The following is a 26,736-nucleotide window of genomic DNA, read 5'->3' as shown; positions in this document are numbered from 1 at the left end:
GTCAGGCGCGTGCCTTCAGCACCCCGATGCCGCGCAGGAAGGCGATGATCTCCCGCGCCGCTTCGCCCGGCGCCGGGTTGACCAGGACCCGCCCCGTCCCCGCCCCGCCGCCGGTGACGGCGGCGAGCCGCTCGGCGGCCGTGCCGCCGGCCTGCCCCATCACCTTCGGCCGCTTGCGGTAGGACTTCTCCATCAAGCCCTCTATGGGCGCCGGCGGCGGGGTGGCGACCGCGCGGCGGATCATGCCGCCCGCCCGCGCCCGGCCGAAGGCGAAGGGCAGCGGTGCCGGGGCGCCGGGATGGACCGTCACCACGGCGGGCAGGCGGACGACGATCCGCCGCCGCGCGCCCTTGGGCAGGGCCTGCTCGATCTTCAGCGTACCCGGTTCGGTGCCGGGCTCCAGCGCCACGAGGTCGGCAACAAGCGGCCAGCCGAGCGCATGGGCGAGCGCATAGGGCACGAGCCCGGTATCGGCCCCGCCCTGCCCGCGCGGACCGGCGAGCACCAGGTCGGGAGCCGCCGCCGCGAGCGCCGCGACCAGCGCCGGCACGGGATCGGCCCCGTCCTCCATCGCCAGATGGGTGAGATGGGCGAGGCCGCGCCCCAGGGCCTCGCGCACCGCCTCCTGGCCGGGGCCGGCATGCAAGCCGGTGGGCAGGGGATCGAGCCCCGCCGCGAGCCGCGCTGCCTGCGCCTCCGGGCGCGGCAGACAGGACTTGCCGGACACCGGGTGGACACCCTGCGACAGCAGCACGATCGCCTTCATGCCCCCTCCTCCGCCAGAGCGGCGATGAGCGCGGGCATCACCTCCTGCGCGTCGGCGACGATGGCGAGCCCCGCCCGCTCGACCATCGCTGCATGGAGATCGGTATTCACCGCCACCACATACTCGCAGGCCGCTACCCCCTGGAGGTGCTGCGGCGCCCCGGCGATGCCGAGGGCGAAATAGCAGCGCGCCGCCAGCACGGTGCCGGAGGCGCCCACCTGGGCCGCGCGCGGCATCAGGCCGGCATCGCACACCATGCGGCTCGCCCCCGGCGTGGCGCCGAGCGCCCGCGCAAGCGCGCCGAAGCCGGCGAAATCCGTGACGCCATGGCCGGCCGAGACCACGAAATCCGCTTCCGCCAGCGCGACGGTCGAGGGATCGGCGGGAATGTCCTCCACGCTCAGGATGGCGCTGCCGTCGGTCGGCGGAGCGGATGCGGGAAGGTCCAGCACCCGCGCCTCGTGACGCGTGCGCCGATGCGGCGCGGCGGCGCCGTCCGCCAGGGTGACGAGGCGCGGCGGCGCCCGGCGCTGCTCCACGCGCCCGCCCTTGGCCGGGCGGGAGACGATGCTCGCGCTCACCTGCTCGGCGCCGCAGAACAGGTCCTCGCCGAGGCGCACGGCGACGCGTCGGGCAAGGTCGCCCCCGGCCCGGCTCTCGGGCCAGAGCACATGGCGCGGCCCAAGCGTCGTAATGGCGGCGACCAGCGCGTCGGCGCGCACATCCGCATCATCGGCCACCGCAAGCCGCGCACTGCGGTCGGCGCCCGCCGCGCCCGCCTCCTCCGGCAGGCTGGGGGACAGCAGCACCACCGCGCCGCCACCGGCATCCGCCAGCCCGCGCGCGGCACCAAGCACCTGGCGGTCCTGGACCGTGAGATGCCCGTCCGACGCATCCGCCACCGCGAAGACCAGGAAGGCGGGGTTGGGGATGAGGCGCAGCTCCGGTGCCGCGCCGGCCGCCGGCACGTCCGGTCGCGGTGTCGCGACGGCAGCCACCGGCCCTTGCCCGGTGGCGGCGAGATCGAACCGCCGCCGCGCCGCGCCCTCGACCTCCAGGGCGATCCGCTCCGCGCGCGGGTCACGGCGCGGCCGAACGGAACCGCCGGCCAGGCCAAGGGCCAGCCGCGGCCGCCCCTTGGACGGCACCAGGCGGGCGGCGCGCTCGGCGCGCGGATCGCGGCGCGGGCGGCTCATGCCTGAAGCTCCAGAGCGGCGCGTTTCGCCGGCGCACCCTGCCCTGCCTCCCAGGCGGCGAGCACCAGCTCGGCCACGTCGCGTACCTCGGGCCGCGCGCCGGTGACGCCTTCCAGCATGGCGGTGCAGCCGGGACAGGCCACCGCGAGCAGGGCGGCGCCCGTGGCGCGGGCCTGCTCCATGCGTAAATCGGGAATGCGGCGGTCGCCCGCGACGTCGCTCAAGGGCGCGCCGCCACCTCCGCCGCAGCAGAGCGCGCGCGCGCCGCTGCGGGCCATCTCGGTGCGGGCGAGACCCAGCGCATCCAGTAGGCGGCGCGGCGCCTCCACCTCGCCGTTGTAGCGGCCGAGATAGCAGGGGTCGTGATAGGTGACGGTCTGGCCGGAGAGCGCGCCGACCGCGAGCCGCCCCTCCGCCACCAGGGCATCCAGGAAAGCGGTGTGGTGCCACACCTCGTACCGGCCGCCGAAGGCGGGATAGTCGTTGCGCAGGCTGTTCAGCGCGTGCGGATCGGCGGTGAGGATGCGGGAGAAGCCCACGCCCGCCAGCGTCGCCACATTCTCCCGCGCGAGGCGGGCAAAGGTCGCCTCGTCGCCGAGGCGCCGGGCGATGTCGCCGCAATCCTTCTCCGCCGCGCCGAGGATGGCGAAGTCCACCCCCGCCGCCCGCAGCAGGCGGACCAGCGCCCGCAGCGTGCGCCCGTAGCGCAGGTCATAGGCCCCCTCGCCCAGCCACAGCAGCACGTCCGCCCGCCCGCCCGGCGCCAGCACCGGCACATCGAGGCCGGCGGCGAAATCGGCGCGGGCGGCGAGCCCGTGGCCGTTCGCCTCGTCCGTGTCGCGCAGGTCGTCGAGCCGGGCCGCTGCCTTCTCGGGCACGGCGCCCAGCATCAGCGTCTGGTGGCGGCGCAGGTCGATGACCGCATCCACATGCTCGATCATCATCGGGCATTCCGCGACGCAGGCCCGGCAAGTGGTGCAGGACCACAGCGTATCGGGATGGATCATCGCCCCCGCGCCGATGATGGGCGCATGCCGCCCGCCCCGGCCCGCCACCGGCCGGGCGTTGGGATAGGGGCTGCCGGCATAGGCGGGCGCTGGGCCCGGCGGCTCCAGCGCGGCCACGAGATCCTGGATCAGCCGCTTGGGGTTCAGCGGCTGACCGGCGGCGAACGCCGGGCAGGCCGTCTCGCAGCGGCCGCATTGCACGCAGGCATCGAAGCCCAGCAGCCGGTTCCAGGCGAAATCCGCCGGCGTCTCGACGCCCAGGCGCTCCGCATTCAGGTCCACCGGCTGGAGCGCCACGTCGCGCTGGCCCGCGAATCGCGCGGGACGCGGATGGGCCGCCAGATGCAGCGTCCCCGCCGCCGCGTGGCGCATGGGCCCCTTGCCGGTGAACCAGGCCAGCGCGAGGCCGCAGCCCGCGGTCACCGCCAGCACGGCGCGCCCCGCCGGCAACCCCGCCGCCGCCCCGGCGGCTAGGCAGAAGCCGCCGAGCCCATAGCCCAGCAGCAGCACGGGCAGCAGTTGGAACCGCCCGCCGGAGAGACGCGCGGGACGCACGGGAAAGCGCCGCGCGCCGACCAGGAACGCCCCCGCGAGCATGACGGCGAAGGCGAGCGCCACCACCGCCCACCAGAGCCGGGAGGCCCCGAGCGGCGGGATCACGCCGAGCGCCGCAAGGCCCGATCCCGCCAGCAGGCCCCCCGCCGCCAGCATGTGCATGCGCGCCGCCTGGGAATCGCGTGCCACCACGTGATGCACGTCCACCAGATAGCGCCTCGGCACGGCGCGCAGTCCGGCCCACCAATCGACCCGCGCCGGCCGGCCCCACTGCCAGCGCAGCGCGCGCCCGGCGACAGCGGCGGCAGCCACCGCCGCCATCAGCCAGACCAGCAACGGAAAACCGAAGGCGGGCATGGCCCTAGAGGTCCTTGCAGAGGCGCAGAGCGTCGTAGATGGCGGCGTGGATGTTGCGCCCGGCGAGCGCGTCCCCCACGCGATAGAGGGCGAAGCCCTGGGACAGGTCGTAAGGCTGCGGCTCGCCGCGCACGATGGCGCCAAGGTCGATCTGCCCGGCATTCACCGAGCCGGCCTTCAGCGCGTGGTAGACCCCGTCCACCGGCAAGGTGCCGTATTCGACGACCACGTGGTCGACAAGCCGCTCCTCCTCCGCGTCGGTGAAGGTGTTGCGCAGCGCGGCCACCAGACGGTTGCCCTCGGGATAGATCTCGATCAGGTCGAGGTTCGGCGAGAACACGACGCCGAGCTTGTAGAGCTCGCGATAATGGATCGGCTGGTTGGTGGTGCCCACCTCCTGCGCCACGTAGCGGTCGGCGGTGACGAACTCCACCAGGCAACCGCGCCTGGCCAGTTGCTCGGCGGTGGAGGCGGCATTGTGCTGGCCCATCTCGTCGAACAGCAGCACCGTGCCCGACAGCTCCACCGCACCGGACAGCACGTCCGCTGTGGTGAGCGCCCGCTCCGCCCCCTTGGCGTGGCCGTGGCTGGGCTTTCCTCCGGTGGCGATGATGACCACGTCCGGCTGCTCGGCGAGGATCGCGGCCTCGCTCGCCTCGACACCCAGCCGGAGGTCGACACCGAGCCTGGTGACCTGGCCTGCCAGCCAGCGCGGAATACCGGACAGAGCCTCGCGCCAGCCGGCCTTGGCGGCGAGGTTGATCTGGCCGCCGGCCGCCGCATTCTTCTCGAACAGCACGACGGAATGGCCGCGCTCGGCGCAGACGCGGGCGGCTTCCAGCCCGCCGGGGCCGGCGCCGACGATCACGACCCTGCGCCGCACGTCCGCCTTCGGGATGACGTGGGGCATGGTGGCCTCGCGGCCCGTGGCGGCGTTCTGGATGCACAGCGCATCGCCGCCCACATAGATGCGGTCGATGCAGTAGCCCGCCCCCACGCACTGGCGGATGTCGTCGTCCCGCCCCTCGATCAGCTTCTGCACCAGATGCGGATCGGCGATATGGGCGCGGGTCATGGCCACCATGTCCACATGGCCGTCGGCCACCGCGCGGGCGGCGGTGGCGAGATCGGTGACGCGCTGGGCATGGAACACCGGCACGTCCACCTCGCGCTTGATGGCGCTGGGCAGGTGCAGGAAGGGCGCGACGGGGAAGGACATGTTGGGCAGCGAGATGGCGTGGGCCATGTCGTCCCGCGCCTGCCCGCCCAGCACGTTGACGAAATCCACCAGCCCGTCGCGGGCATAGGTGGCGGCGATCTCCACGCAGTCCTCGTGCGAGAGGCCGTCGGCGATCATCTCGTCGCCAGACATGCGGATGCCGATGACGTAATCGTCCCCCGCCGCCCGGCGCATGGCCTCCAGCACCTCGCGGCCGAAGCGCATGCGGTTGGCAAGGCTCCCGCCATAACCGTCCGTGCGCTGATTTACGGACGGCGACCAGAACTGGTCGATGAGATGGCCATGGGCGGCGGAGACCTCGCAGCCGTCGAGCCCGCCCTCGCGGCAGCGGCGGGCGGCGGCGGCGAAGTCGGCAATGATGCGGGCGATCTCCTCCGGCTCCAGTTCCTTGGGGATGGTGCGCGAGGCCGGCTCGCGCCGGGGCGAAGACGACACGGTGGGGAACCAGTTCTCCGTGTCCCATTTGGTCCGCCGGCCCATGTGGGTGAGCTGGATCATCAGCTTCGCCCCATGCCGATGGATGCGGTCCGAGAAGGCCTGGAAGAAGGGGATGACGCTGTCGTCCGCCACCGACACCTGGTTCCAGGGCGCCGCCGGGCTGTCCAGCGCCACCGAGGACGAGCCGCCGAACATGGTCAGCCCGATGCCGCCCTTGGCCTTTTCCTCGTGATAGAGCTGGTAGCGCTCCTGCGGCTTGCCCTCCTTGCCATAGCCCGGGGCATGGCTGGTGCTCATCACCCGGTTGCGGATGGTCAGGCCCTTCAGGGTCAGCGGCTTCAGCAGCGCATCGGCATTGGCGATCATCGGGCGGCTCCAATCGCGCAAGCGGGGGCGGAAAGATCGGTCACGCGGCGCGTTCCGCCCGGGGCGGATGGCCGTAGCGCCGCCCGTAGGCGACGGAGAAATGGGCGGCGGACTGGAAGCCGCAGGCGAGCGCCACATCGGTCACCGGCAAGGGCGACAGGCGGAGCAGTTCGCGGGCGCGGGCGAGGCGCAGGTCGAGGTAGAAGGCGGCAGGCGAGGCTGCGAGATGGCGCCGGAAGAACCGTTCCATCTGGCGCTGGGAAAGCCCGGCCGCCGCCGCCACGTCAGCCACCGGCAGGGGGCGGTCGAGATGGCGCGACATCACCTCCACCGCCCTGGCGATGGCCGGCGTCCGGGCGGCGATCTCCGGGCTGACGGCGGCCTTCTGCCGCTCCGGCGTTCCGGCGCGGCGCACGATGAACTGCTCGGCCACCGCACCGGCGGTCCGCGCACCGAGCGCCGCCGCGATCATCACCAGCATCATGTCCAGCGGCGCCACACCGCCGGTGCAGGTCATCCGGTCGCGATCGATGACGAAGGCGTCCTCCTGGAAGGCGACGTCGGGAAACTCCTCGCGGATGGCGGCGAGATTCTCCCAATGGATGGCGCACCGATAGCCGTCCAGCAGGCCGGCCTCCGCCAGCGCGAACGTGCCGGTGCAGAGCGCCCCGAGCATGGCCCCCTTGCGGGCCGCGCGGCGCAGCGCCTCGCGGGTGCCGCGCGCCACCGCCTGGCGCACGTCGATGCCGCCGCACACCATCACCAGGTCCGGCGTCCGCGCGTCGGAGAGTGGGATGGTCGGGCTCAGGGAGAGGCCATTGCTGGCCTGGGCGGGCGCGCCGTCGGGCGTCAGCACCTGCCAGGAATAGATCTCCCGCCCGCTGACGTAATTGGCCATGCGGCAGGCTTCGAGCGCGTTCGACAGCGCGATCATGGAATAGTTCGGCAGGGTCAGGAAGCCGATGCGCCGCAGGCGGGCGAACGGCGCCTCGGCGGGCCGGATGGAGGCGAGGGGGGTGATGGGCATGGTGGGGGCAACGCCGCGGGCCATCTTGCCGTCCTCCCTTCAGCGTTCGATCACAAGGTCGCTGGTGGGCTTGGCGCAGCAGATCAGCGCCAGGCCCGCGTCGATCTCGCGCTGGCGGATGCCGCCGCCGTGCTTCATCTCCACGCTGCCGGAGACCAGCTTGCTCTTGCAGGTGCCGCACAGCCCCTTGGTGCAGGACGACGGCAGGCGCAGCCCGGCGCGGCGGGCCGCCTCCAGCACGTTCATGTCGGCGGGGCAATCGATGGTACGACCGCTCTTGCGGAATTCCACGCGAAAGGTGCGGGCGGGTGCCGGCTCGGCTTCCATGTGCGCCGCCGCGGCCACCGCCTCCTCGGCCACCTGCGGCTCGGCGGAGGCCAGCGCCGCGAAGTCGAAGCTCTCCTCGTGATGACGGGCCATGTCGAAGCCCGCCGCGCGCAGCATCTCGCGCACCGCCGCCATGTAGGGCGCCGGGCCGCAGACGAAGACTTCCCGCTCGCGGAAGTCCGGCGCCACCGCCTCCAGGTGCGCCGGCGCGAGGCGCCCGCGCAGGCCGTGCCACGGCTCGAACGGCGCATCCGCCTCGCAGATGGCGGCGAAGCGGAAGCGCGGCTCGTTGCGTGCCATCAGTTCCAGCTCGGCGCGGAAGATGATGTCCGCCGGCGTGCGCGCGCTGTGCAGGAAGACGATGTCGGCGCGGGTGGCGAGATCGAGATGGGCGCGGGCCATGGACATGACCGGCGTGATGCCGCTGCCGCCGGAGAGGAACAGGTACTTTTCCGCCGCGTGACGGGCGCAGGTGAAATCCCCCATGGGACCCACGGCGCGCAGCACGCTGCCCTCCCCCACCCGGTCGTGGAGGAAGCCGGACACCGGCCCGCCCGGCACGCGCTTGACGGTGATGGACACCGTGCCCGGCCGCGTCGGCGTCGAGGACAAGGTGTAGCAGCGGTTCACCCGAGCGCCGTCGATGTCGAGGTCGAGCGTGATGAACTGGCCCGGCTCATAGACGAAGCGCGCCGGAACGGCGGGTGCGAGGACGAAGGTCTTGACGTCCGGCGTCTCCTGCCGGACCTGCCGCACGATGAGCGCGTCGTCGCGCTCCGGGTCCCAGGCGGGCGGGGCCTCGCTCAAGGCCGCGAGGCGGGGATCAGGGCGGATGGCGAGAGCGTCCATGGATCAGCGCGCCGCCGGCTCAGCGCGCGTCATGGGCGCGCATGCGGCCCACGTACCAGTTGCAGAATTTCTCCACCAGCATCTCGGTGTGGGGCGAATAGGGGCCGGGCTCATAGGCCGGGCTGGCCGCGCCCTGCTGGCAGAAGCCCACCAGCTCCGAATCCTGCACATTGGTGGCCTGCCAGACGGCGGTGAGGTTCGCGACGTCGTAATCGACACCCTCCACCGCGTCCTTGTGCACCAGCCATTTGGTGCGCAGGAGGGTGCGCTCGGCATCCAGCGGGATGACCGAGAAGGTGACCACATGGTCGCTCATGAAATGATGCCAGCTGTTGGGCTGGGTCCAGAAATGCAGGGCGCCGTGCTGGGGGTCGTTGATGGCGCCGAGCAGCTTCCTGCAGGCGGCCTTGGTGTCGCCGGTATGGCTCTCGCCGGCACCGTCCAGCGGCAGGCGCTCGGTGCGATAGCCGGTGACCATGTCGTCCAGGTGCTCGATCATCTGCGAGGGAAAGCCGCAGCTTTCCCATTGTCCGTGGCTGTCCTTCACCAGCTCCGCATAGCGCTGGGCCTCCAGGCGGCCCATCTCGTCCAGTTCCTCCGGCGCAAATCCGAAGCCATAGGCGAACAGCGGCACGGTCAATTCGGGATGGTTGCCCGCGCAGTGGTAGCACTCGCGGTTGTTCTCCATGACCAGCTTCCAGTTGCCCGGCTCGATCAGCTCGCTCTCGAAGGCGACCTTGGCGTTCCGGAGGTCATGCGGCGCCAGATAGGGCGCCATGCGCGCCGCCATCGCGTCGAAATCCGCCGGCGGATCGTCGGCGAGGCAGATGAACAGCAGCCCTTCCAGCGAGCGGATATGCACCGGCTTGAGGCCATGGCAGGAAGCGTCGAACTCCTTGCCCATGTGCTCGGCGAACAGCAGCTTGCCGTCGAGATCATAGGTCCAGGCATGGTAGCGGCAGACGAGGTTGCCGACCGTGGTCTTGTAGTCCTGGAGCAGCCGCGCGCCGCGATGGCGGCAGACGTTGTGGAAGGCGCGGACCTCACCGTCGTCGTTGCGGGCGATGATGACGGAGGTCCTGCCGATATCGACGACCATGGCATCGCCCGGCTCCGGCACGTCCGGCTCCACGCCCACATAGATCCAGTGGCGGCCGAAGATGATGTCGAGGTCGGCGGCGAAGATGTCGGGGTCCGTGTAGAACGGCGCCTCCAGGCTGTAGCCCGGCCGGCGGCGGCGCAGCAAGGCCTCAAGGCGGGTATCCGTCGTGTCCAGCATGTCCATCCTCCTGCCGCGTGCCGGGGCGCCGCACGTCCACACTGGAAGTGTTCAACCTGAAACCGCGGTTCCGCTTTCTCAGGAGCGACATATTCTATCGAATTTCCGCCACATGGACGAGAGGGCGGCGGATGTCGGATTTGTTCCAGAACGGGGTCGCAAGCGGACGAACTGTCGCCGGTGCCCTGGTGCACCTTGCACGGCAGAACAAGGGGAACACTGGCCCATGCGCCGCTTCTCGCTGACCTCCCTCCTGTCGGAGGCGATGAACGCCCACCAGGGCTGGCCGCGCCAATGGCGCAAGCCGGACCCCAAGCCCGCCTACGACGCCGTGATCATCGGCGGCGGCTCGCACGGCCTCGGCGCGGCCTATTACCTCGCCAAGCAGCACGGCCTGACCAATATCGCGGTGCTGGAGAAGGGCTGGATCGGCGGCGGCAATTCGGGCCGCAACACCACCATCATCCGCTCCAACTATCTCTATGACGAGAGCGCCGCGCTCTACGAGCATGCGGTCAAGCTGTGGGAAGGGCTCTCGGAGGAACTGAACTACAACGTCATGTTCTCCCAGCGCGGCGTGCTGATGCTGGCGCACAACGTCCATGACGTGCAGAGCTTCAAGCGCCACGTCTATGCCAACCGGCTCAACGGCATCGACAATGAGTGGCTCACCCCGGAAGAGGCCAAGGCCTTCTGCCCGCCGCTGAACATCTCGCCCGACATCCGCTATCCGGTGATGGGCGCCGCCTTGCAGCGGCGCGGCGGCACCGCCCGCCATGACGCGGTGGTGTGGGGCTATGCCCGCGGTGCCGACGCCATGGGCGTGGACATCATCGAGAATTGCGAGGTCACCGCCATCCATCGCGGCCCCGACGGTGCGGTGACGGGGGTGGACACCACGCGCGGCAGCATCAAGACCAAGAAGATCGGCGTCTCCGCTTCCGGCCACACCAGCATGGTGATGGGTCTTGCCGGCGTGCGCATGCCGCTGGAGAGTTTCCCGCTCCAGGCGCTGGTGTCCGAGCCGGTGAAGCCGTGCTTTCCCTGCGTGCTCATGTCCAACGCGGTGCATGCCTACATCTCGCAGTCGGACAAGGGCGAGCTCGTCATCGGTGCCGGCACGGACCAGTATGTGTCCTACAGCCAGCAGGGCGGGCTGCACATCACCACCCACACGCTGGATGCCATCTGCGAATTGTTCCCGCAGTTCACCCGCATGAAGATGATGCGCTCCTGGGGCGGCATCGTGGACGTGACGCCGGACCGCTCGCCCATCATCGGCAAGACGCCGGTGAAGGGGCTCTATGTGAACTGCGGCTGGGGCACCGGCGGCTTCAAGGCCAGCCCCGGCTCGGCCAACGTCTTCGCCCACACCATCGCGCGCGACGAACCCCACCCCATCAACGCGCCCTTCACCCTCGACCGCTTCCGCACCGGCCGCCTCATCGACGAAGCGGCGGCGGCGGCTGTGGCGCACTGAGGTCCGCCATGCTGCTCGTGACCTGTCCCTATTGCGGCGCCCGCCCGGAAATCGAATTCCACTGCGGCGGCGAGGCCCATATCGCCCGCCCCGAGACGCCGTCCGCGCTCAGTGACGCGGATTGGGCCGCCTATCTGTTCGAACGCTCCAACCCCAAGGGCGTCCATGCGGAGCGCTGGCGCCACCTGCACGGCTGCGGCCGCTGGTTCAACGCGCTGCGCAACACCGTGAGCGACACCTTCCTCGCCAGCTACAGGATGGGCGAGCCGCGTCCCGACGTGAGCGCCCCGTCCGACACCTCGAAGGCGGGAGCCCGCTGATGCCCCAGTCGCACCGCCTGCCGCGCGGCGGCCGCATCGACCGCGCCCGTCCGCTGCACTTCACCTTCAACGGCGCCGCCGTGGAAGCCTATGCCGGCGACACCGTCGCCTCGGCCTTGCTCGCCAATGGCGTGAAGCTCGCCGGCCGCTCGTTCAAATACCACCGGCCGCGCGGCATCCTCACCCATGGCGCGGACGAGCCGAACGCCCTGCTCAGCGTCGATCGCGGGCCGGGGCGGGTCGATCCCAACAACCGCGCCACCATGGTGGAGGCCACCGCCGGCCTGAAGGTGGCCTCGCAGAACCACTGGCCCTCGCTGGAGCACGATGTCGGCGCGGTCAACGACTGGCTCTCGCCGGTGTTCGTGGCGGGCTTCTACTACAAGACCTTCATGTGGCCTCGCGCGTTCTGGGACAAATTCTACGAGCCCGCCATCCGCGCCGCCGCCGGCCTCGGCGTCGCCCCTGACGCGGCGGATCCCGACCGCTATGTCCACCGCCACGCCCATTGCGACGTGCTGGTGGTGGGCGCCGGCCCGGCGGGCCTCGCCGCCGCCCGCGCCGCCGCGCAGACCGGCGCGCGGGTGATCCTGGCCGACGAGCAGGCGGAGCTGGGCGGCAGCCTGCTGCACGAGACCACCGCCCATATCGACGGCAAGCCCGCCGCAGAATGGCTGGCCGAAAGCCGTGCCGACCTCGCCGCCCTGGCCAACGTGACGCTGCTGCCGCGCACCACGGCCTTCGGCTATTACAACCACAACCACATCGTGCTGACGGAGCGGGTGACGGACCACCTGGCCGATCCCGCGCCGGACCTGCCGCGCGAGCGGCTGTGGCAGGTGCGTGCCAAGGAGGTGGTGATCGCCACCGGCGCCCATGAGCGCCCGCTCGCCTTCGCCGACAACGACCGCCCCGGCATCATGCTGGCGGAGAGCGTGCGGGTCTATGTGAACCGCTACGGCGTCGCCCCCGGCCGGCGCATCGTGTTCGTCACCAGCGGTGCCTCCGCCTATCGCGCGGCGGCGGATGCCAAGGCGGCGGGGCTCGACGTCACGCTGGTCGACGTCCGTCCCGACAGCGCCATCGGCGCCGAGCGCGCGCTCATCGCCGGCGTCCGCCACCTCACCGGGCACACCGTCCTCGGCTCCACCGGCCGCAAGAGCGTCACCGGCCTCATCGTGGCGCCGGTGACGGCGGACGGCATCATCGGCGCGCGCACCACCCTGCCCTGCGACTGCGCCGGCCTCTCCGGCGGCTGGACGCCGAGCGTCCACCTGTTCTCCCAGTCCCGCGGCAAGCTGTCCTTCCGCACCGACCTCGACGCCTTCGTGCCCGGCAGCTCGGTGCAGAAGGAGCGCTCCGTCGGCGCCTGCGCCGGCACGTTCGACCTCGCCGCCATCCTGGCCGAGGGCTGGGCCGGCGGTGCGGCGGCGGCGCGGAGCGAGGCCGCGCGCGACTTCGCTGTCACCCCCGCGACTCCGGTCGGCTTCAAGCCGGTGCGCGTCCTGCGTTCCGATGCGGACCCGGCCAAGGTGCGGGCCTTCCTCGACTTTCAGAACGACGTGACCGCCAAGGACATCCGCCTCGCCATCCGGGAGGGGTTCGAGAGCGTCGAGCATGTGAAGCGCTACACCACCACCGGCATGGCGACCGACCAGGGCAAGACCTCCAACATGGCGGCGCTGGGCATCCTGTCCGAGGCGCTGGACCGGCCGGTGCCGCAGATCGGCACCACCACCTTCCGTCCGCCGTACACGCCGGTGACCTTCGGCGCCATCATCGGCGCCAGCCGCGACGCGCTGTTCGATCCCATCCGGCAGGCGCCGCTGCACGACTGGGCGGCGGAGCACGGCGCGGTGTTCGAGAATGTCGCGCTCTGGCGGCGGGCCTGGTACTTCCCGCAGGCCGGCGAGGACATGCACGCCGCGGTCCGGCGCGAGTGCAAGGCGGTGCGCGAGGGCGTCGGCATCTTCGATGCGTCCACGCTGGGCAAGATCGAGGTGACGGGACCGGACGCGGCCGAGTTCCTCAACCGCATCTATCCCAATGCCTGGCTGAAGCTGGAGCCCGGCAAGTGCCGCTACGGCCTGATGCTGAAGGAAGACGGCTTCGTCTTCGATGACGGCGTGGTGGCCCGCATCGCGCCCGACTGCTTCCATGTCACCACCACCACGGGCGGCGCGCCCCGCGTGCTGGCCCATATGGAGGACTATCTCCAGACCGAATGGCCGGACCTGAAGGTCTTCGCCACCTCCACCACCGAGGAATGGGCGGTGATCGCGCTCCAGGGGCCGCGCGCCCGCGACGTGCTGGCGCCGCTGGTGGACGACATCGACCTGTCGCCCGAAGCCTTTCCGCACATGGCGATCCGCACCGGCCACATCATGGGCATCCCGACCCGGCTGTTCCGTGTCTCCTTCACCGGCGAGATGGGCTTCGAGATCAACGTCCAGGCGGACCATGCCCGCGCGGTGTGGGAAGCGCTCGTGGCCCGCGGTGCGCCGTTCGGCATCACGCCCTACGGCACCGAGACGATGCACGTGCTGCGCGCCGAGCGCGGCTTCATCATCGTCGGCCAGGACACCGACGGCACGGTGACGCCGGACGACCTCGGCCTCGGCGGCATGGTGTCCAAGGCCAAGCCGGATTTCGTCGGCAAGCGCTCCCTCGCCCGCCCCGACATGACGCTGCCCGACCGCAAGCAACTGGTCGGGCTGCTCACGGAGGACGGACGGACCCTGCTGGAGGAAGGCGCGCAGATCGTCGCCGACACGCGCCAGCCGGTGCCCATGACCATGCTCGGCCACGTCACCTCGTCCTATGACAGCGCCGCCTGCGGCCGCCCCGTCGCCATGGCCCTGGTGGCCGGCGGGCGGGCCCGGATCAACGACACGCTCCACGTCACCACGCCCACCGGCTTCACCGCCGCCCGGGTGGTGCCGCCCGCCTTCTTCGACCCGGAAGGCAAGCGGGTAAACGGCATCGCAGGAACCAACACTCATGCTTGAGACGTCCCAGGCCCCCCGCCGCTGCTCCGTCCTGGCTCCCGCCCCCAAGGCCGGGCAGACCCAGGTCCAGCCCCTCGGGCCCGCCACCCGGTTCGTGCTGCGGGTCTATGATGCGGAGATCGCCCCCCTCGCCGAGGCCGGCGGCTTCGACCTGTCGGGCGCGATCAACACCTGCCGGAGCACGCAAGCCGGGATCGCCGCCCGGCTCGGCCCGGACGAATGGCTGCTGATCGCGCCGGAAGGCAGCGGCGCCCGCATCGTGGCGGCGTGCGGTGCGGCGCTGGCGGGACGGGTGTTCTCGCTGGTCGAGGTCAGCCACCGCAACGTCGCCCTGGAAGTCTCCGGCCCGCACGGGCGCGAGGTGCTCAACGCGGGCATCCCGCTCGATCTGGCCGATGCGGCCTTTCCGGCCGGCTCCGCCACGCGCACGCTGCTCGGCAAAGCGGACGTGGTGCTGGTGCGCGCTGGCGCGGCCGCTGTCTACCGGGTGGAGTGCTGGCGTTCCTTCGGCCCGTATGTGCAAGGCTTTCTTAACGACGCGGCGCGTGAATTCGCCTGAGGCAGGTGTCCGCACGCCCGCCTCCCGCCCCTTTTCCGGCCCGCCCGAAGGTTCGCCATGCCGCTGACGCCCGACGATGTCCTGCGCTACCTCGACGCCCACGGCATCGCCGCGCGCACCTATGAGCACCCCGCGGTTCACACCGTTGCCGAATCCCAAGCCCTGCGCGGCGACATCCCCGGCGCCCACACCAAGAACCTGTTCCTGCGCGACGGGAAGAAGACCTATTTCCTGGTGACGCTGGAGGAAAACACGCCGGTGGACCTGAAGGGCCTGCGGGCGAAGATCGGCGCGCGCGGCGGCCTGTCCTTCGCCTCGCCCGAGGCGCTGTTCGAGCATCTGGGCGTGCTGCCCGGCTCGGTCTCGCTGCTGGCGCTGGTGAACGATCCCGATCACCGGGTCCAGGTGGTGCTCGATGCCAGCCTGCTGGCCGCCGAGATGGTCAATTGCCATCCGCTCTCCAACGAGAAGACCACTTCGCTGACCCCGGCGCAGCTCGCCGCCTTCCTCGCGGCCACCGGACATTCATCGCTTGCGATAGACCTGGAAGCCACCGTCCCCTCGGAGTGACGTGCCGCCTTCCGCGCGGCGAAGCCTTATATCTCCACGGCGGTAGCGGGTTCGGACCCCACCGCTAGGGATGATTTCCCGCCATGCTTGCGCGACCTCCATTTGCTTCCGAAATGGAGGTATCTTTTCTTGACGCCCGTACCTCAACTGGGTCCTCTCGACCGTAGGAAGCCATAGATTCTGCATGGTCCGACATCGCGGCTTCATACGAGTTTAATTTGTTGACCAACGAATTGGCGAACATCCTCTCCATGGGCATGACGGCGTCGCAGCCTCACGCCTCGCCGTTTCCGAGGGGCGCCCGTGTGATCGATACGAGCCCGCTTCTGATCGTGGACGACGAGCCGGAATATCTCGATGAGATCCTTGAGGCGCTGGCCTTCGAGGGTGTCGTCGCCTTTTCCGCGCCCAGCGGGCTGGCGGCCGTCGAGGCCCTGCGCGCGCGTCCCGACATCCACATCGTGGTGACGGACATCCGCATGCCGGACATGGACGGCATCGCCCTGGTCGAAACCGCCCGCGCCGAATTCGGCGACCGCAACCTCCAGTTCATCGTGGTCACCGGCCACGCCAGCAGGATCGACATCGATCGCGCCAAGGCGGCGGGGGTCAGGGATTGCCTGCCCAAGCCGCTGGTCTTGGACGCATTGCATCGCGCCATCAGATCCCTGCCGGTGTGACCATGCGGTCGGCCGCGCTTCGGGAAAAGATGGGCCACACGATCGGCGGCTCTCTCAAGACAATCTTGAAGTTCCTGGCGATCGTCCTCCTGGTCGAGGCCATCCCGTTCGGCACCGCCACCGTCCTGACCGAACTCAACATCCAGGCGGAGTTCCGCGAGGCCCGGGAGAACGCCCAGAAGACCGCCTACCTCCTGCTGCACAATTTCGAGCAGACGGTGGAGCCGATCGACTCGCTCCTGGTCAACGTCGGCAACGCCCTCTCCCCCACGGCCACGCCGCTCGAAGTCTATGACTTTCTGCGAACCCTGAGCATCCCCGCGCCGATCGTCCAGCTCTCGGTTGTCGACAAACAGGGACTGGTGGTAGCAACAAACCTCTCACCGCCCAGCGGCGATCCCATCAGCGTCGCCGACCGGGAGCACATTAGCGTCCATCTTGGACCAGATCCCTATGCCGGCCTTTTCATCAGCAAGCCGGTTCTGGGCCGCATCTCCAAGCGCTGGACCATCCAGTTTTCCCGCGGCTGGTACGATCACCACGGCGAGCTGCTGGGCGTCATCGTCGCCTCTTACAACATCTTCGACTTCATCAGCTTCTACAGCCGGCTGCGGATCGATCCGAACTCCCTCATCGCCCTGATCGGCACCGACGGCATCGTCCGTGCCCGTGCCTCCGCCACCATCAGCTTCGGGGAGAATGTGGGCTCCAGCCCGTCTTACCAGACCATTCTGAAGATCCAGGAGACGCCCTACGACCAGGTGAGCGGCATCGATGGCATCGATCGCGTCGGCTATTACGTGCGCTCGGAACGCTACCCGATCGTGATGCTCGTGGCCTATGACAAGGCCTATGTCCGCTCGCTGGCCGACGACTTCCGCCTCGCCATCTGGATCACCGCGGCGGGGCTCGGGCTCATCCTGCTGGTCCTCACCTATCTGGCCCTCAACTACCACCGCCTCCAGCAGAAGCTCCGCGCCAGCGCGCTCAAGGAAAGCGCCCGCCAGCGCGAGGTCCACTTCCTCGAAGCCATGGCCGGCGTGCCCGGCGTCTGCGTGGTCCATGTCACCGCCGACGGCAGCCGGCAGATCGGCGATACCTCCGGCAGCATCCTGCCGGAGCTGATCCATGAATATGTCGCCAGCCCCCGCTTCCTCGCCGCCACGCGATCGCTCACCAGGCCGCAGGTGAGCGTCGAGTATTTCGCCAAGGACGGCGAGGAATTCGAAGTCCAGCTCATGATCGCCCCGCTGGAGGAGATCGACGGCGGCGCCCGCCAAGCGGCGACGGGCGTGCGGGACCTGGTGGTGTTCGCGGTCGACCAGACCTCGAAGCGCATCGAGGAGAACAACCTCTACCAGATGTCGAAGCTGGCCTCGCTGGGCGAGGTCGCCACCGGCCTCGCCCACGAGATCAACCAGCCGCTGGGCGTGATCCGGCTTGCCGCCACCAACGCCTTGACCGGCCTCCACAAGGGCATGCCCATCGAGCACATGGAGGCCAAGCTCAACCGCATCATCCAGCAGACGGTGCGGATGAGCCGCATCATCGACCACATGCGCATCTTCGGCCGCAAGAGCGGCATGCGGCTGGAGCCGAGCGACCCGATGGAGGCGGTGGACGGCGCGCTCCAGGTGGTCGGCGCCCAGCTGCGGCTGGAGAATGTGTCCATCTCGGTCAACGGCTCCAGCGACGACCTGCGCGTCCTCTGCCGTCAGGACCAGTTGGAGCAGGTCATCATCAACCTGTTGCAGAATGCCCGCGACGCCATCCGCGAGCGCCGCCGCTCCGTGGGCGTCGAGTATCTCGGCGCCATCTCCATCGAGATGTCGCTCCAGCACCAGGACACCCGCACGCCGCTGGTGAGCATCGCGGTGAAGGACAATGCCGGCGGCATCCCCGACCAGGTGATCGAAAAGGTGTTCCAGCCCTTCTTCACCACTAAGCCGCCCGGCCAGGGCACCGGGCTCGGCCTGTCCGTCAGCTTCGGCATCATCCGCGACCACGGCGGCACGCTGACGGTGGAGAATGCCTTCGAGGGCGCCGTCTTCACCATCCGCCTGCCGGCGCTGCACGAGGCGCAGCTCGCCGCCACCTACCAGGGGCAGGCCTCCGGCGCCTGAGCCGCCGCAGGCCAGGGGCTGTCACCCAAGCCTGACCTTCGCCTTATAGTATGGGAATTGCGTGCGTGGGCCGGCGACCGCGTGCCTGGGTCCCGAGACCAGCAGGTAATGCGGCCTCAGGGCGGAGGGCGTCGAACCGGCCGGAGGTCCCCGTCGGGGACAGGCAAGGAGGCGCGGGCCGATGACCGATGACCATGTGGTAGCCGACCAGGGCGCGGTCTTCGCCTTCCTCGCCGATCCCGCCACCCACGGCGGCACGGCGCCGGTGGTGCGCATCGACACCCATGGCGCGGCGGTCTTCCTGGTGGGAGACGACGCCTACAAGGTGAAGCGCGCCGTGGATTTCCCCTTCATGGACTTCTCGACGCTGGAGAAGCGCCGCGCCGCCTGCGAGGGGGAGATCGCCGTCAACCGGCCGAACGCGCCGGACCTCTATCTCGGCACGCTGCCGGTGGTGGAACGGGAGGGGCATCTGGCGCTCGGCGGTCCGGGCACGCCGGTGGAATGGCTGGTGCACATGCGCCGCTTCGACGAGACCCGCACCCTCGACTGCATGGCCGCGCGGGAGACCCTCGGCAAGGACATGCTGGCCGCGCTCGCCCGCGCCATTGCCGAGGCACACCACAGGGTACCGGCCGCACCGGCGGATTTCGACGTGGTGGCCGAACTGCGGGAGATCGCCGCCGACAATGCCGCCAGCTTCCTCGGCGCGCCGGACCTGTTCCCGCCCGCCGAGGCGCGGGCACTCGCCGATGCGACCACGCAAGCGCTGGCCGGCTGCGCCGACCTGCTGCGGGCGCGGGCGAGCGCCGGCTTCGTGCGGCGCTGCCACGGCGACCTGCACCTGCGCAACATCGCCCTCATCGAGAACCGGCCGGTGCTGTTCGACGCCATCGAGTTCAATCCCGCGCTGGCCACCTGCGACCTGCTCTACGACCTCGCCTTCCTGCTGATGGACCTCTGGGAACGCGGCCTGAAGAGCGAGGCGAACATGGTGTTCAACCGCTACCTCTGGGCCATGGACGACGAGCGGCACTATTCCGGCCTCGCCGCCCTGCCCCTCTTCCTCAGCCTCAGGGCCGCGATCCGCGCCAAGGTCGGTGCCGCCGCGCTGGCACGCCGGAACGGCGCCGGGCGGGCTTCGGCCGAGGCGGAGGTTCTGGCCTATTTCCGGGCCGCGTCCGACTTCCTCTCCCCTGCCCCGTCGTTGCTGGTGGCGGTGGGCGGGCTGTCCGGCACCGGCAAGAGCCGGCTTGCCGCCAGGCTCGCCCCAGGCCTCGGCCACGCGCCGGGAGCGGTCGTGCTGCGCAGCGACGTGGAGCGCAAGGCCATGCACGGCGTCGGCGAGACCGATCGGCTGCCGGCCGAAGCCTACGCCCCCGGCGCGGCCGATGCGGTTTATGCGCGGATGCGGCGGCGGGTGGATCTGGCGCTGGCGGCCGGCAGCGCCGCGGTGGCGGACGCGGTCCATGCCCGCGCGGCGGAGCGCGACGCCATCGCCGCCGTGGCCGAGGCCAGGCACGCGCCCTTCCTCGGCCTGTGGCTCACGGCCCCGGTAGAGGTCCTGCGCGCGCGGGTGGCGCGGCGCAAGAACGATGCCTCCGATGCGACGCCCGCCGTGGTGGAGCAGCAGGCGGACTATGATCTCGGCCCGATGCTTTGGCGGCAGGTCGACGTCTCGGAGGGCTCCGACGCGGCGCTCGGCACGGTCGAGGCATGGCTGCGCCAGCCAGCGGCCCGATAGCGGATCAGGTGGGTCTGCTCAGCAGGGTTTCGGCGCCCGGTCGGAGGTGCCGGGGTTCACGCCCGTGACCGTCTCCGGCTGCCGGGTGGTGGAGCCCGGCGTCTCGGCATGGTTCGAGGTTCCGACGAACGAGCCACCGTTGCCGTTGGTCCAGCCGGTGTTGCCCTGGGACCCCGGCGCCGTGCCCGAATTCGCCCCGCCCTGCGGTGGTGTCGCCGAATGGGAAGCACCGGCGGAGGTCGAGGTGTCACAAGTGGATGGGGCAGAGGCCGCCCCCTGCTCGGCCGCGCGGGCAACGGCGAGGCCGACAGGCGTCGCCGTCACCAGCCACAGCCCGATGAGCGCGAGCCCGCCCAGCCGTGCGGGCACCGCCGCCACGGACGCAAGGCGGGTGGGCGGCAGGCGGGAAAAGGGGATGATCGATGTCCGCATTGCGGGTGTCCTCCGTTAGCGGAAGAACGCCCCATCCGGACATCCGTTCCGAAGCCTCAGACCACCCGCACGCCCGCCCCGCCCGACACCACGCCGCCGATGCGCCGGGCGGCGGGATAGCCGGCGGCATGGATCTCGGCCACCAGCCGGTCCGCTTCCTCGGAGGCACACGACACCAGCAGGCCGCCGGAGGTCTGCGGGTCGGTCAGCAGATTGCGCCGCCAGTCCGGGAAATCGTCGGGCAGCGCCACCTCGGCCCCGTAGCTGGCCCAGTTGCGGATCGAGGCGCCGGTGACGAAGCCCTGGCGCACCAGCGCTTCGGCATGGGCGAAGAGCGGCAGGCGCTGCGCTTCGATCTCGATGCCGAGGCCGGAGCCGCGCGCCACTTCCAGCGCGTGGCCAAGCACGCCGAAGCCGGTCACGTCGGTCATCGCGTGCACCGCCGGGTCCTTGGCCAGAACGCTGCCCACCTTGTTGAGCAGCGTGGTGGAGGCGATCATCTCGTCATAGCCGTCGGGGGACAGCGCCTCCTTCTTGAAGGCGGCGGAATAGACGCCCACGCCCACCGCCTTGGTGAGGATGAGGGCGTCACCCGCCCTGGCGTCCGCATTGCGGCGGATGTCCGCCTTGCGCACGGTACCGATGACGGCGAGGCCGTAGATCGGCTCGACGCTGTCGATGGAATGCCCGCCCGCCACCGGAATGCCCGCCGCCGCGCACACCGCGCTGCCGCCTTGCAGGATGGCGCGCACCATCGCCGTGTCCACCTTGCCGAGCGGCATGCCGAGGATGGCCAGCGCCATGATCGGCGTGCCGCCCATGGCATAGACGTCGGAGATGGCATTGGTGGCGGCGATGCGGCCGAAATGGTCGGGATCGTCCACCACCGGCATGAAAAAATCCGTGGTGGCGACGATGCAGGTGTCGCCGTCAAGGTCCCAGACCGCGGCATCGTCGCCGGTCTCGGTCCCCACCAGGAGCTGGGCGAAAGGACCCACGGCCGGCACGCCGGCGAGCAGGTCCTGGAGCACGGCGGGCGCCAGCTTGCAGCCGCAGCCGCCGCCATGGGCGAGACTGGTCAGGCGAAAAGGCTGTTCGGTCATGAGGCCCTCGGGCATGAGGTTCGCGCGAAACGGAACCACGGGCGGCCGAGGCTACCCGTGGGATGGAGGCTCAGGCCGCGAGTTCGGCCGAGCGCAGGGTGTATTTGAACGTATCCGGATCGAGGCAATCGAGCCGGCCGGCGACGGTCTCCGCCTGCGGATACATGAGGAAGGCGATCTTCGGCCCGCTGGAGCCGGGCAGCACCACGTCATGGGCGGTGTTGTAGGCCATCCAATTGCCTTCCCAGGCGCCGAACAGCGCGGCCCGGGCCGCCTTCACCTTGGCGTCGTCGATGGGGAGCTGGCCCGGAGGCTCCTCCAGCACCACCTTGCGCACGTCGGCGGGATCGGTCGGCACCCAGCCGAAGCCGGAGAGATAGACCTCCGAGCGGCAGTGCTGCGCCTTGGTGATGATGTCGGAATTGGCCCCGAGACTCTTATAGCCGAACTTGGACGGCGCCACGCGCACGCCATAGATATCGCGGGCCGGAATGCCGGCGGCGCGCACCAGGCCCACGTAGAGCGCATTGAGGTCGGCGCACTTGCCGCCCAGTGTGCCGCTCTCCAGCATGGTCGCCACATCGCCGGTGCCGCAGCCGCGGGTAGCGGCATTGCGGAAGGTGTTTTCCACCACCCATTCATAGATCGCCCGCGCCTTGGCCAGATCGCCCTCCTTGCCGGCGGTGATCTTGTCGGAGGTGGCCTTGACGATGCCGGTGGTGGGGATGAGGTCGGTGGCGGCGAGATACTGCGCCCGCTCCCCGTCGGAGAGCGGGGCGGCGGTGCCGGGCTTGGTCAGGTCCACGGCACGGTCGCGGGTGGAGAAGCGGCTGGTCACCTCCACCACCGGCGGCACCTCGCCCGCGTTCCAGCGCACATGGAGCATCTCGGCGCCCTGGGCATCCTTCACGCTTTCCACCGAAGCGGCGTTGGTGGTCCAGCTGCTGCCCTGCGGCTTGAACCAGTCCTGCGCCGCGAACACCGGCAGCGGCACCCAGGCCTGGCTGGCGCCGCCGGCGGCCTGCACCTCAAGGCGGGTGACCACCTGGAAGCTGCGCCAGTCGCCGGGCTTGGGCGCGAAGATGGCGGCCGCGGCGGGGTTGGCGGCGCCCTGGGCATGGGCGAGGCCCGGCAGGGCGGCGGCCGCCGAGGCGGCGGCGCCGGCATAAAGGAAGTGGCGGCGGGAAATCATCGGTTCAGCCCTCCAGGCGGGTTTGGCGCGCCCGGCGCAACGGCGCCGGACGTCATCGAGATGGGTTCGGATACAAGAGCGGCGATGGCATCGCGGGCGGCAGGGCCGTCCCATGCCACCTCCCCGACGGCACGCAGGCGGGGGCGCAGCGCGCGGTCGAGCACGATGGTGGCGGGCAAAGCGGAGACGGCCCATTGCCTTGTGAAGGCGCGATCCCGGTCGAGCGCGACGGGAAAAGCGACGGGAAGATCGTCGAGAAAACGCCGCACCCGGACATCCACCTCGGCCACGTCCACGGCAATGACGGCGACACGGGACCGATTGTCGGAAGCGAAGCGCGACAAAGCGGGCAACTCCTCCCGGCACGGCTCGCACCAGGTGGCGAAGAAGTGCACGAGCACCACCCGGCCCTTCAGGTCGCGCAGGTCGAGCGAAGCGCCGTCGAGCACAGGCAGTTGGAGGGCGCCGGGAAGCGTCGCATCATAGGGCTGAAGCGTTCCATCCGGCCCCGCAGCGGCTGCTGGGGCCTGCGCGCTGGCGGGGATGGTGCCGCAGAGCACGCCGAGCACCGCCAGGACGGCGCTGCGCGCCACACCGGGGCGGGGGCGCGCACGCGGCAAAACCCGCCGGAACAGATAGGCTCCGTCGGCAAGGTCAAGAGGTGCAATGCCCCGATCCTCGGGAGCGGTGCGGGCTGTCACGGATGGAAATTACCCGCGTGCCGGGAGACTGGTCAATAACACGACAGCGTGACCGAGCGCTGTTGCAGCGCAGCATACTCGTCTCGCCACAGCGAAATTGCTTCCGCTCTTCTTTCCTTCCGATACGGAACAGTTCGACATTGACTGCTGCTCTGCGGCAGATCGCATGGCCTTGCGCCATGAAAATACGGAAGGACTTCAGTTTGACATGCTTCCAGTTCCAAAATAATTTGGCAACAAGCCGGAATGTAGGCTGAGGTGGGTTGCCTCGGCCCGTTCCCGGTCCCCCGTAGGGGGCAATCGGTCGGAGGCAGGCTTCGATGAATATGGAGCTCTCGCGGCGCCAGTTCCTAGGAACGGCGGGTGCGGGTCTCGCGGGTACAACGCTTGGAGCCCTCGGCTTCGGCGGGGTTGAGGAGGCGCACGCAGCTGCGATTCGCCCCTTCAAGCTGTTCAACACCACTGAGACGCGCAATACCTGCACCTATTGTTCCGTGGCGTGCGGTATCATCATCTACTCCAAGGGCGACCTGAAGAAGGGCGAGAAGGCCGACATCACCCATATCGAGGGCGACGTCGACCATCCGACCAACCGCGGCACCCTGTGCCCGAAGGGCGCGGCCCTTCTGGACATCGTGAAGTCCGAGACCCGGCTTCAGCACCCGATGATCCGGCGCGCCGGTTCGGACAAGTTCGAGCGCGTGTCCTGGGACGAGGCGCTGAACAAGATCGCGCGCGCCATGAAGGACGACCGCGACAAGAACTTCATTGCCAAGAACGCCGACGGCGTGACGGTGAACCGCTGGAACACCACCGGCTTCCTCGCCGCCTCGGCCACGACCAACGAGACTGCATGGGCGACCTATAAGGCCGTTCGCAGCCTCGGCATGGTGGTTTTCGACAACCAAGCGCGAGTTTGACACGGCCCCACGGTGTCCAGTTTGGGCCCAACATTTGGCCGTGGCGCGATGACCAATTCGTGGACCGACATTCGGAACACGGACCTCGTCGTGATTATGGGCGGCAATGCCGCTGAAGCGCATCCTTGTGGTTTCAAATGGGTCGTGGAGGCGAAGGCCAACCGCGGCGCGAAGCTTGTTGTGGTCGATCCGCGCTTCACGCGATCGGCGGCGGTCGCTGACTATTATGCTCCGATCCGCCAGGGCTCGGACATCGCCTTCCTGTCCGGCGTCATCAACTACTGCATCCAGAACAACAAGGTGCAGTGGGACTATGTGAAGGCCTTCACCAACGCGACCTACATCGTGAAGGAGGGCTTCGCCTATAAGGACGGCCTGTTCACCGGCTATGACGAGGAAAAGCGGGACTACAACCGCTCCACCTGGGACTATCAGATCGGCCCCGATGGCTATGCCATGGTGGACGAGACGCTCCAGGATCCCCGTTGCGTGTGGAACCTGCTGAAGGAGCACGTCTCCCAGTACACGCCCGAACTGGTGGAGCGCATCACCGGCACGCCGAAGGACAAGTTCCTGAAGGTGGCGGCGATGATCGGCGAATGCTCGACGCCGACCAAGACCATGACCTCCATGTACGCGCTTGGCTGGACCCAGCATTCCAAGGGGTCGCAGAACATCCGCACCATGGCGATGCTCCAGCTCATCCTGGGCAATATCGGCGTGCGCGGCGGCGGCATGAATGCCTTGCGCGGCCACTCCAACATCCAGGGGCTGACCGACATCGGGCTCATGTCCAACATGATCCCGGGCTATCTGACGCTGGCCACCGACAAGGAGCCGGACTTCAACACCTACATGTCGACCCGCGGCTTCAAGCCGTTGCGGCCGAACCAGATGAGCTACTGGCAGAACTACAAGAAGTTCATGGTGAGCTTCCTGAAGTCCATGTGGGGTCCGGCGGCGACGGCGGAGAACAATTTCGCCTTCGACTGGCTGCCCAAGATGGACGTGCCGGCCTACGACATCCTGCGCGCGTTCGAGCTCATGAAGCAGGGGAAGATGAACCTCTACTTCTGCCAGGGCTTCAACCCGCTCCAGGCCTTCCCCAACCGGGGCAAGCTCACGGAAGCCCTGTCGAAGCTCAAGCTGCTGGTCATCATGGACCCGCTGCAGACCGAGACGGCCCGCTTCTGGGAGAACCACGGTGTCTACAACAATGTGGACCCGGCCAAGATCCAGACCGAGGTGATCCAGCTCCCCACCACCTGCTTCGCGGAGGATGAGGGCTCGCTGGTGAATTCCGGCCGCTGGCTGCAATGGCACTGGCCCGCCGGCTCGCCTCCGGGCGAGTCCAGGACCGACGCCTGGATCATGTCGCAGATCCACCTGCGGCTGAAGGAGATGTACAAGAAGGAAGGCGGGGCCCTGCCGGACCCCATCGTCAATCTGTACTGGCCGTACAAGGACCCCAGCGAGCCGACCCCCGAGGAACTCACCCGTGAGCTCAACGGCTATGTCGTCTCCGACGTGCTGGACCCGAACGATCCCACCAAGAAGCTGCTGACCGCCAGCAAGCAGGTGCCGAACTTCGGCGTGCTGCGCGACGACGGCTCCACGGCGGCGGGGTGCTGGATCTATTCCGGCTCCTTCACCGAGGACGGCAACATGATGGCCCGCCGGGACAATTCCGATCCCGACGACACCGGCGCGTATCTGAAGTGGTCGTTCGCCTGGCCGGCGAACCGTCGCATCATCTACAATCGCGCCTCCGCCGACATCAACGGCAAGCCGTGGGATGACACCCGCAAGCTGTTGTGGTGGGACGGGGCCAAGTGGACCGGCTACGACGTCCCCGACATCGCCCCCACGGCGAAGCCGCAGGATGTGGGTCCCTTCATCATGAATCCGGAAGGCGTCTCGCGCCTGTTCGCCCGGGGCATGATGCGCGAGGGGCCGTTCCCGGTGCACTACGAGCCGTTCGAAAGCCCGATGGTCAATCTGGTCGCCCCCAAGATCCGGGGCAATCCGGTGGCCCGCGTGTTTAAGGACGACTTCGCCCAGTTCGCCGAGCCGGCGTCCAAGGAGTTCCCCTATGCGGCGACCTCCTACCGCCTGACGGAGCATTTCCACTACTGGACCAAGAACAACCATGTGAACGCGGTCCTGCAGCCGGAATTCTTCGTCGAGATCTCGGAGGAACTGGCCAAGGAGAAGTCCATCACCAATGGCGGCTGGGTGCGCGTGTGGTCGAAGCGCGGCTCGGTGTTCGCCAAGGTCTACGTGACCAAGCGCATCCGTCCGCTGATCTGCGACGGCAAGCCGGTGCACGTGGTGGGCATCCCCATCCACTGGGGCTTCGTGGGCGCGGCCAAGAAGGGCTTCCCCGCCAACGTGCTGACCCCCTTCGTGGGTGACGCGAACATCGAGACGCCGGAGTTCAAGGCGTTCCTGGTCAATATTGAGCCCTCGACCGGGCCGGTTGCGTAAGGGAGGGTCG

Annotated in this window: 20 protein-coding genes; 9 read left to right on the top strand and 11 right to left on the bottom strand. The window is 69.5% G+C overall.

Going from position 1 to position 26,736, the window contains the following annotated elements; all coding sequences use genetic code 11:
• Position 1: 1 nt before the first annotated feature.
• From YU1_RS0108880 to YU1_RS0108850, 7 genes are read right to left on the bottom strand one after another with little or no spacing between them, the layout of a single operon-like run.
• Complete coding sequence (locus YU1_RS0108880; protein ID WP_029003758.1) at positions 2–766, bottom strand: electron transfer flavoprotein subunit beta; 765 nt, start codon at positions 764–766, stop codon at positions 2–4.
• Entirely contained in the window at positions 763–1,962 is a 1,200-nt protein-coding gene (locus tag YU1_RS0108875) for an electron transfer flavoprotein subunit alpha/FixB family protein (protein WP_029003757.1), read from the bottom strand. The genes YU1_RS0108880 and YU1_RS0108875 overlap by 4 nt, the downstream gene beginning before the upstream one ends.
• On the bottom strand, positions 1,959–3,881 hold the full coding sequence (locus YU1_RS0108870) for a DUF3483 domain-containing protein (protein ID WP_029003756.1): 1,923 nt from the start codon (positions 3,879–3,881) through the stop codon (positions 1,959–1,961). The genes YU1_RS0108875 and YU1_RS0108870 overlap by 4 nt, the downstream gene beginning before the upstream one ends.
• Before the next feature lie 4 nt (positions 3,882–3,885).
• Positions 3,886–5,925, bottom strand: a complete 2,040-nt coding sequence (locus tag YU1_RS0108865; RefSeq protein WP_029003755.1) for an NADH:flavin oxidoreductase — start codon at positions 5,923–5,925, stop codon at positions 3,886–3,888.
• Positions 5,926–5,965: 40 nt separating this feature from the next.
• Complete coding sequence (locus YU1_RS0108860) at positions 5,966–6,976, bottom strand: GlxA family transcriptional regulator (RefSeq protein ID WP_245263270.1); 1,011 nt, start codon at positions 6,974–6,976, stop codon at positions 5,966–5,968.
• Positions 6,977–6,991: 15 nt separating this feature from the next.
• On the bottom strand, positions 6,992–8,128 hold the full coding sequence (locus YU1_RS0108855; RefSeq protein ID WP_029003753.1) for an FAD-binding oxidoreductase: 1,137 nt from the start codon (positions 8,126–8,128) through the stop codon (positions 6,992–6,994).
• A 19-nt stretch (positions 8,129–8,147) separates the two neighbouring features.
• Positions 8,148–9,407, bottom strand: a complete 1,260-nt coding sequence (locus tag YU1_RS0108850) for an aromatic ring-hydroxylating oxygenase subunit alpha (RefSeq protein WP_029003752.1) — start codon at positions 9,405–9,407, stop codon at positions 8,148–8,150.
• A 226-nt stretch (positions 9,408–9,633) separates the two neighbouring features.
• Between YU1_RS0108850 and YU1_RS0108845 the strand changes: the two genes are divergently transcribed.
• The 8 genes from YU1_RS0108845 (at position 9,634) to YU1_RS28685 (ending at position 19,891) form a co-directional block, all read left to right on the top strand.
• Complete coding sequence (locus tag YU1_RS0108845; protein ID WP_029003751.1) at positions 9,634–10,887, top strand: sarcosine oxidase subunit beta family protein; 1,254 nt, start codon at positions 9,634–9,636, stop codon at positions 10,885–10,887.
• 8 nt (positions 10,888–10,895) lie between these two features.
• Positions 10,896–11,207, top strand: coding sequence for a sarcosine oxidase subunit delta (locus YU1_RS0108840; RefSeq protein ID WP_029003750.1), 312 nt, complete (start codon positions 10,896–10,898; stop codon positions 11,205–11,207).
• Positions 11,207–14,215: a sarcosine oxidase subunit alpha family protein gene (locus YU1_RS0108835; protein WP_029003749.1), complete on the top strand. Its 3,009-nt coding sequence runs from the start codon at positions 11,207–11,209 to the stop codon at positions 14,213–14,215. The genes YU1_RS0108840 and YU1_RS0108835 overlap by 1 nt, the downstream gene beginning before the upstream one ends.
• A complete protein-coding gene (locus YU1_RS28700) occupies positions 14,208–14,774 on the top strand; it encodes a sarcosine oxidase subunit gamma (RefSeq protein WP_051356660.1) in 567 nt (188 codons plus the stop codon). The genes YU1_RS0108835 and YU1_RS28700 overlap by 8 nt, the downstream gene beginning before the upstream one ends.
• 57 nt (positions 14,775–14,831) lie before the next feature.
• Positions 14,832–15,344: a prolyl-tRNA synthetase associated domain-containing protein gene (locus YU1_RS0108825; protein WP_029003748.1), complete on the top strand. Its 513-nt coding sequence runs from the start codon at positions 14,832–14,834 to the stop codon at positions 15,342–15,344.
• Between the two features lie 305 nt (positions 15,345–15,649).
• The gene (locus YU1_RS31895; RefSeq protein ID WP_198018873.1) at positions 15,650–16,024 is read left to right on the top strand and encodes a response regulator; all 375 of its coding nucleotides are present in this window, start codon (positions 15,650–15,652) and stop codon (positions 16,022–16,024) included.
• Positions 16,025–16,089: 65 nt separating this feature from the next.
• A complete protein-coding gene (locus YU1_RS28690; protein ID WP_198018872.1) occupies positions 16,090–18,147 on the top strand; it encodes an ATP-binding protein in 2,058 nt (685 codons plus the stop codon).
• 181 nt (positions 18,148–18,328) lie between these two features.
• Complete coding sequence (locus YU1_RS28685) at positions 18,329–19,891, top strand: bifunctional aminoglycoside phosphotransferase/ATP-binding protein (RefSeq protein ID WP_035714550.1); 1,563 nt, start codon at positions 18,329–18,331, stop codon at positions 19,889–19,891.
• A gap of 18 nt (positions 19,892–19,909) precedes the next feature.
• Here the strand turns inward: YU1_RS28685 and YU1_RS31890 are convergent, their stop codons facing one another.
• The 4 genes from YU1_RS31890 to YU1_RS28675 all read right to left on the bottom strand — a co-directional run bounded on the left by YU1_RS31890 (position 19,910) and on the right by YU1_RS28675 (position 23,211).
• Entirely contained in the window at positions 19,910–20,323 is a 414-nt protein-coding gene (locus YU1_RS31890; protein ID WP_051356657.1) for a hypothetical protein, read from the bottom strand.
• A 56-nt stretch (positions 20,324–20,379) separates the two neighbouring features.
• Entirely contained in the window at positions 20,380–21,426 is a 1,047-nt protein-coding gene (gene selD, locus YU1_RS0108800) for a selenide, water dikinase SelD (protein WP_029003747.1), read from the bottom strand.
• 70 nt (positions 21,427–21,496) lie between these two features.
• Complete coding sequence (locus YU1_RS0108795; protein WP_084539755.1) at positions 21,497–22,618, bottom strand: transglutaminase-like domain-containing protein; 1,122 nt, start codon at positions 22,616–22,618, stop codon at positions 21,497–21,499.
• A complete protein-coding gene (locus YU1_RS28675; protein WP_051356656.1) occupies positions 22,615–23,211 on the bottom strand; it encodes a TlpA disulfide reductase family protein in 597 nt (198 codons plus the stop codon). The genes YU1_RS0108795 and YU1_RS28675 overlap by 4 nt, the downstream gene beginning before the upstream one ends.
• A gap of 428 nt (positions 23,212–23,639) precedes the next feature.
• Between YU1_RS28675 and fdnG the strand changes: the two genes are divergently transcribed.
• Positions 23,640–26,726 (top strand): formate dehydrogenase-N subunit alpha, encoded by a 3,087-nt coding sequence (gene fdnG / locus YU1_RS0108780; RefSeq protein WP_084539753.1) that lies wholly within the window; start codon positions 23,640–23,642, stop codon positions 26,724–26,726.
• The last annotated feature ends 10 nt before the right edge of the window (positions 26,727–26,736 follow it).

It is taken from the genome of Azorhizobium doebereinerae UFLA1-100, assembly GCF_000473085.1.
GTDB lineage: Bacteria > Pseudomonadota > Alphaproteobacteria > Rhizobiales > Xanthobacteraceae > Azorhizobium > Azorhizobium doebereinerae.
The sequence above is the reverse complement of the archived record's forward strand: the minus strand, read 5'-3'. Positions and strand labels throughout refer to the sequence as shown.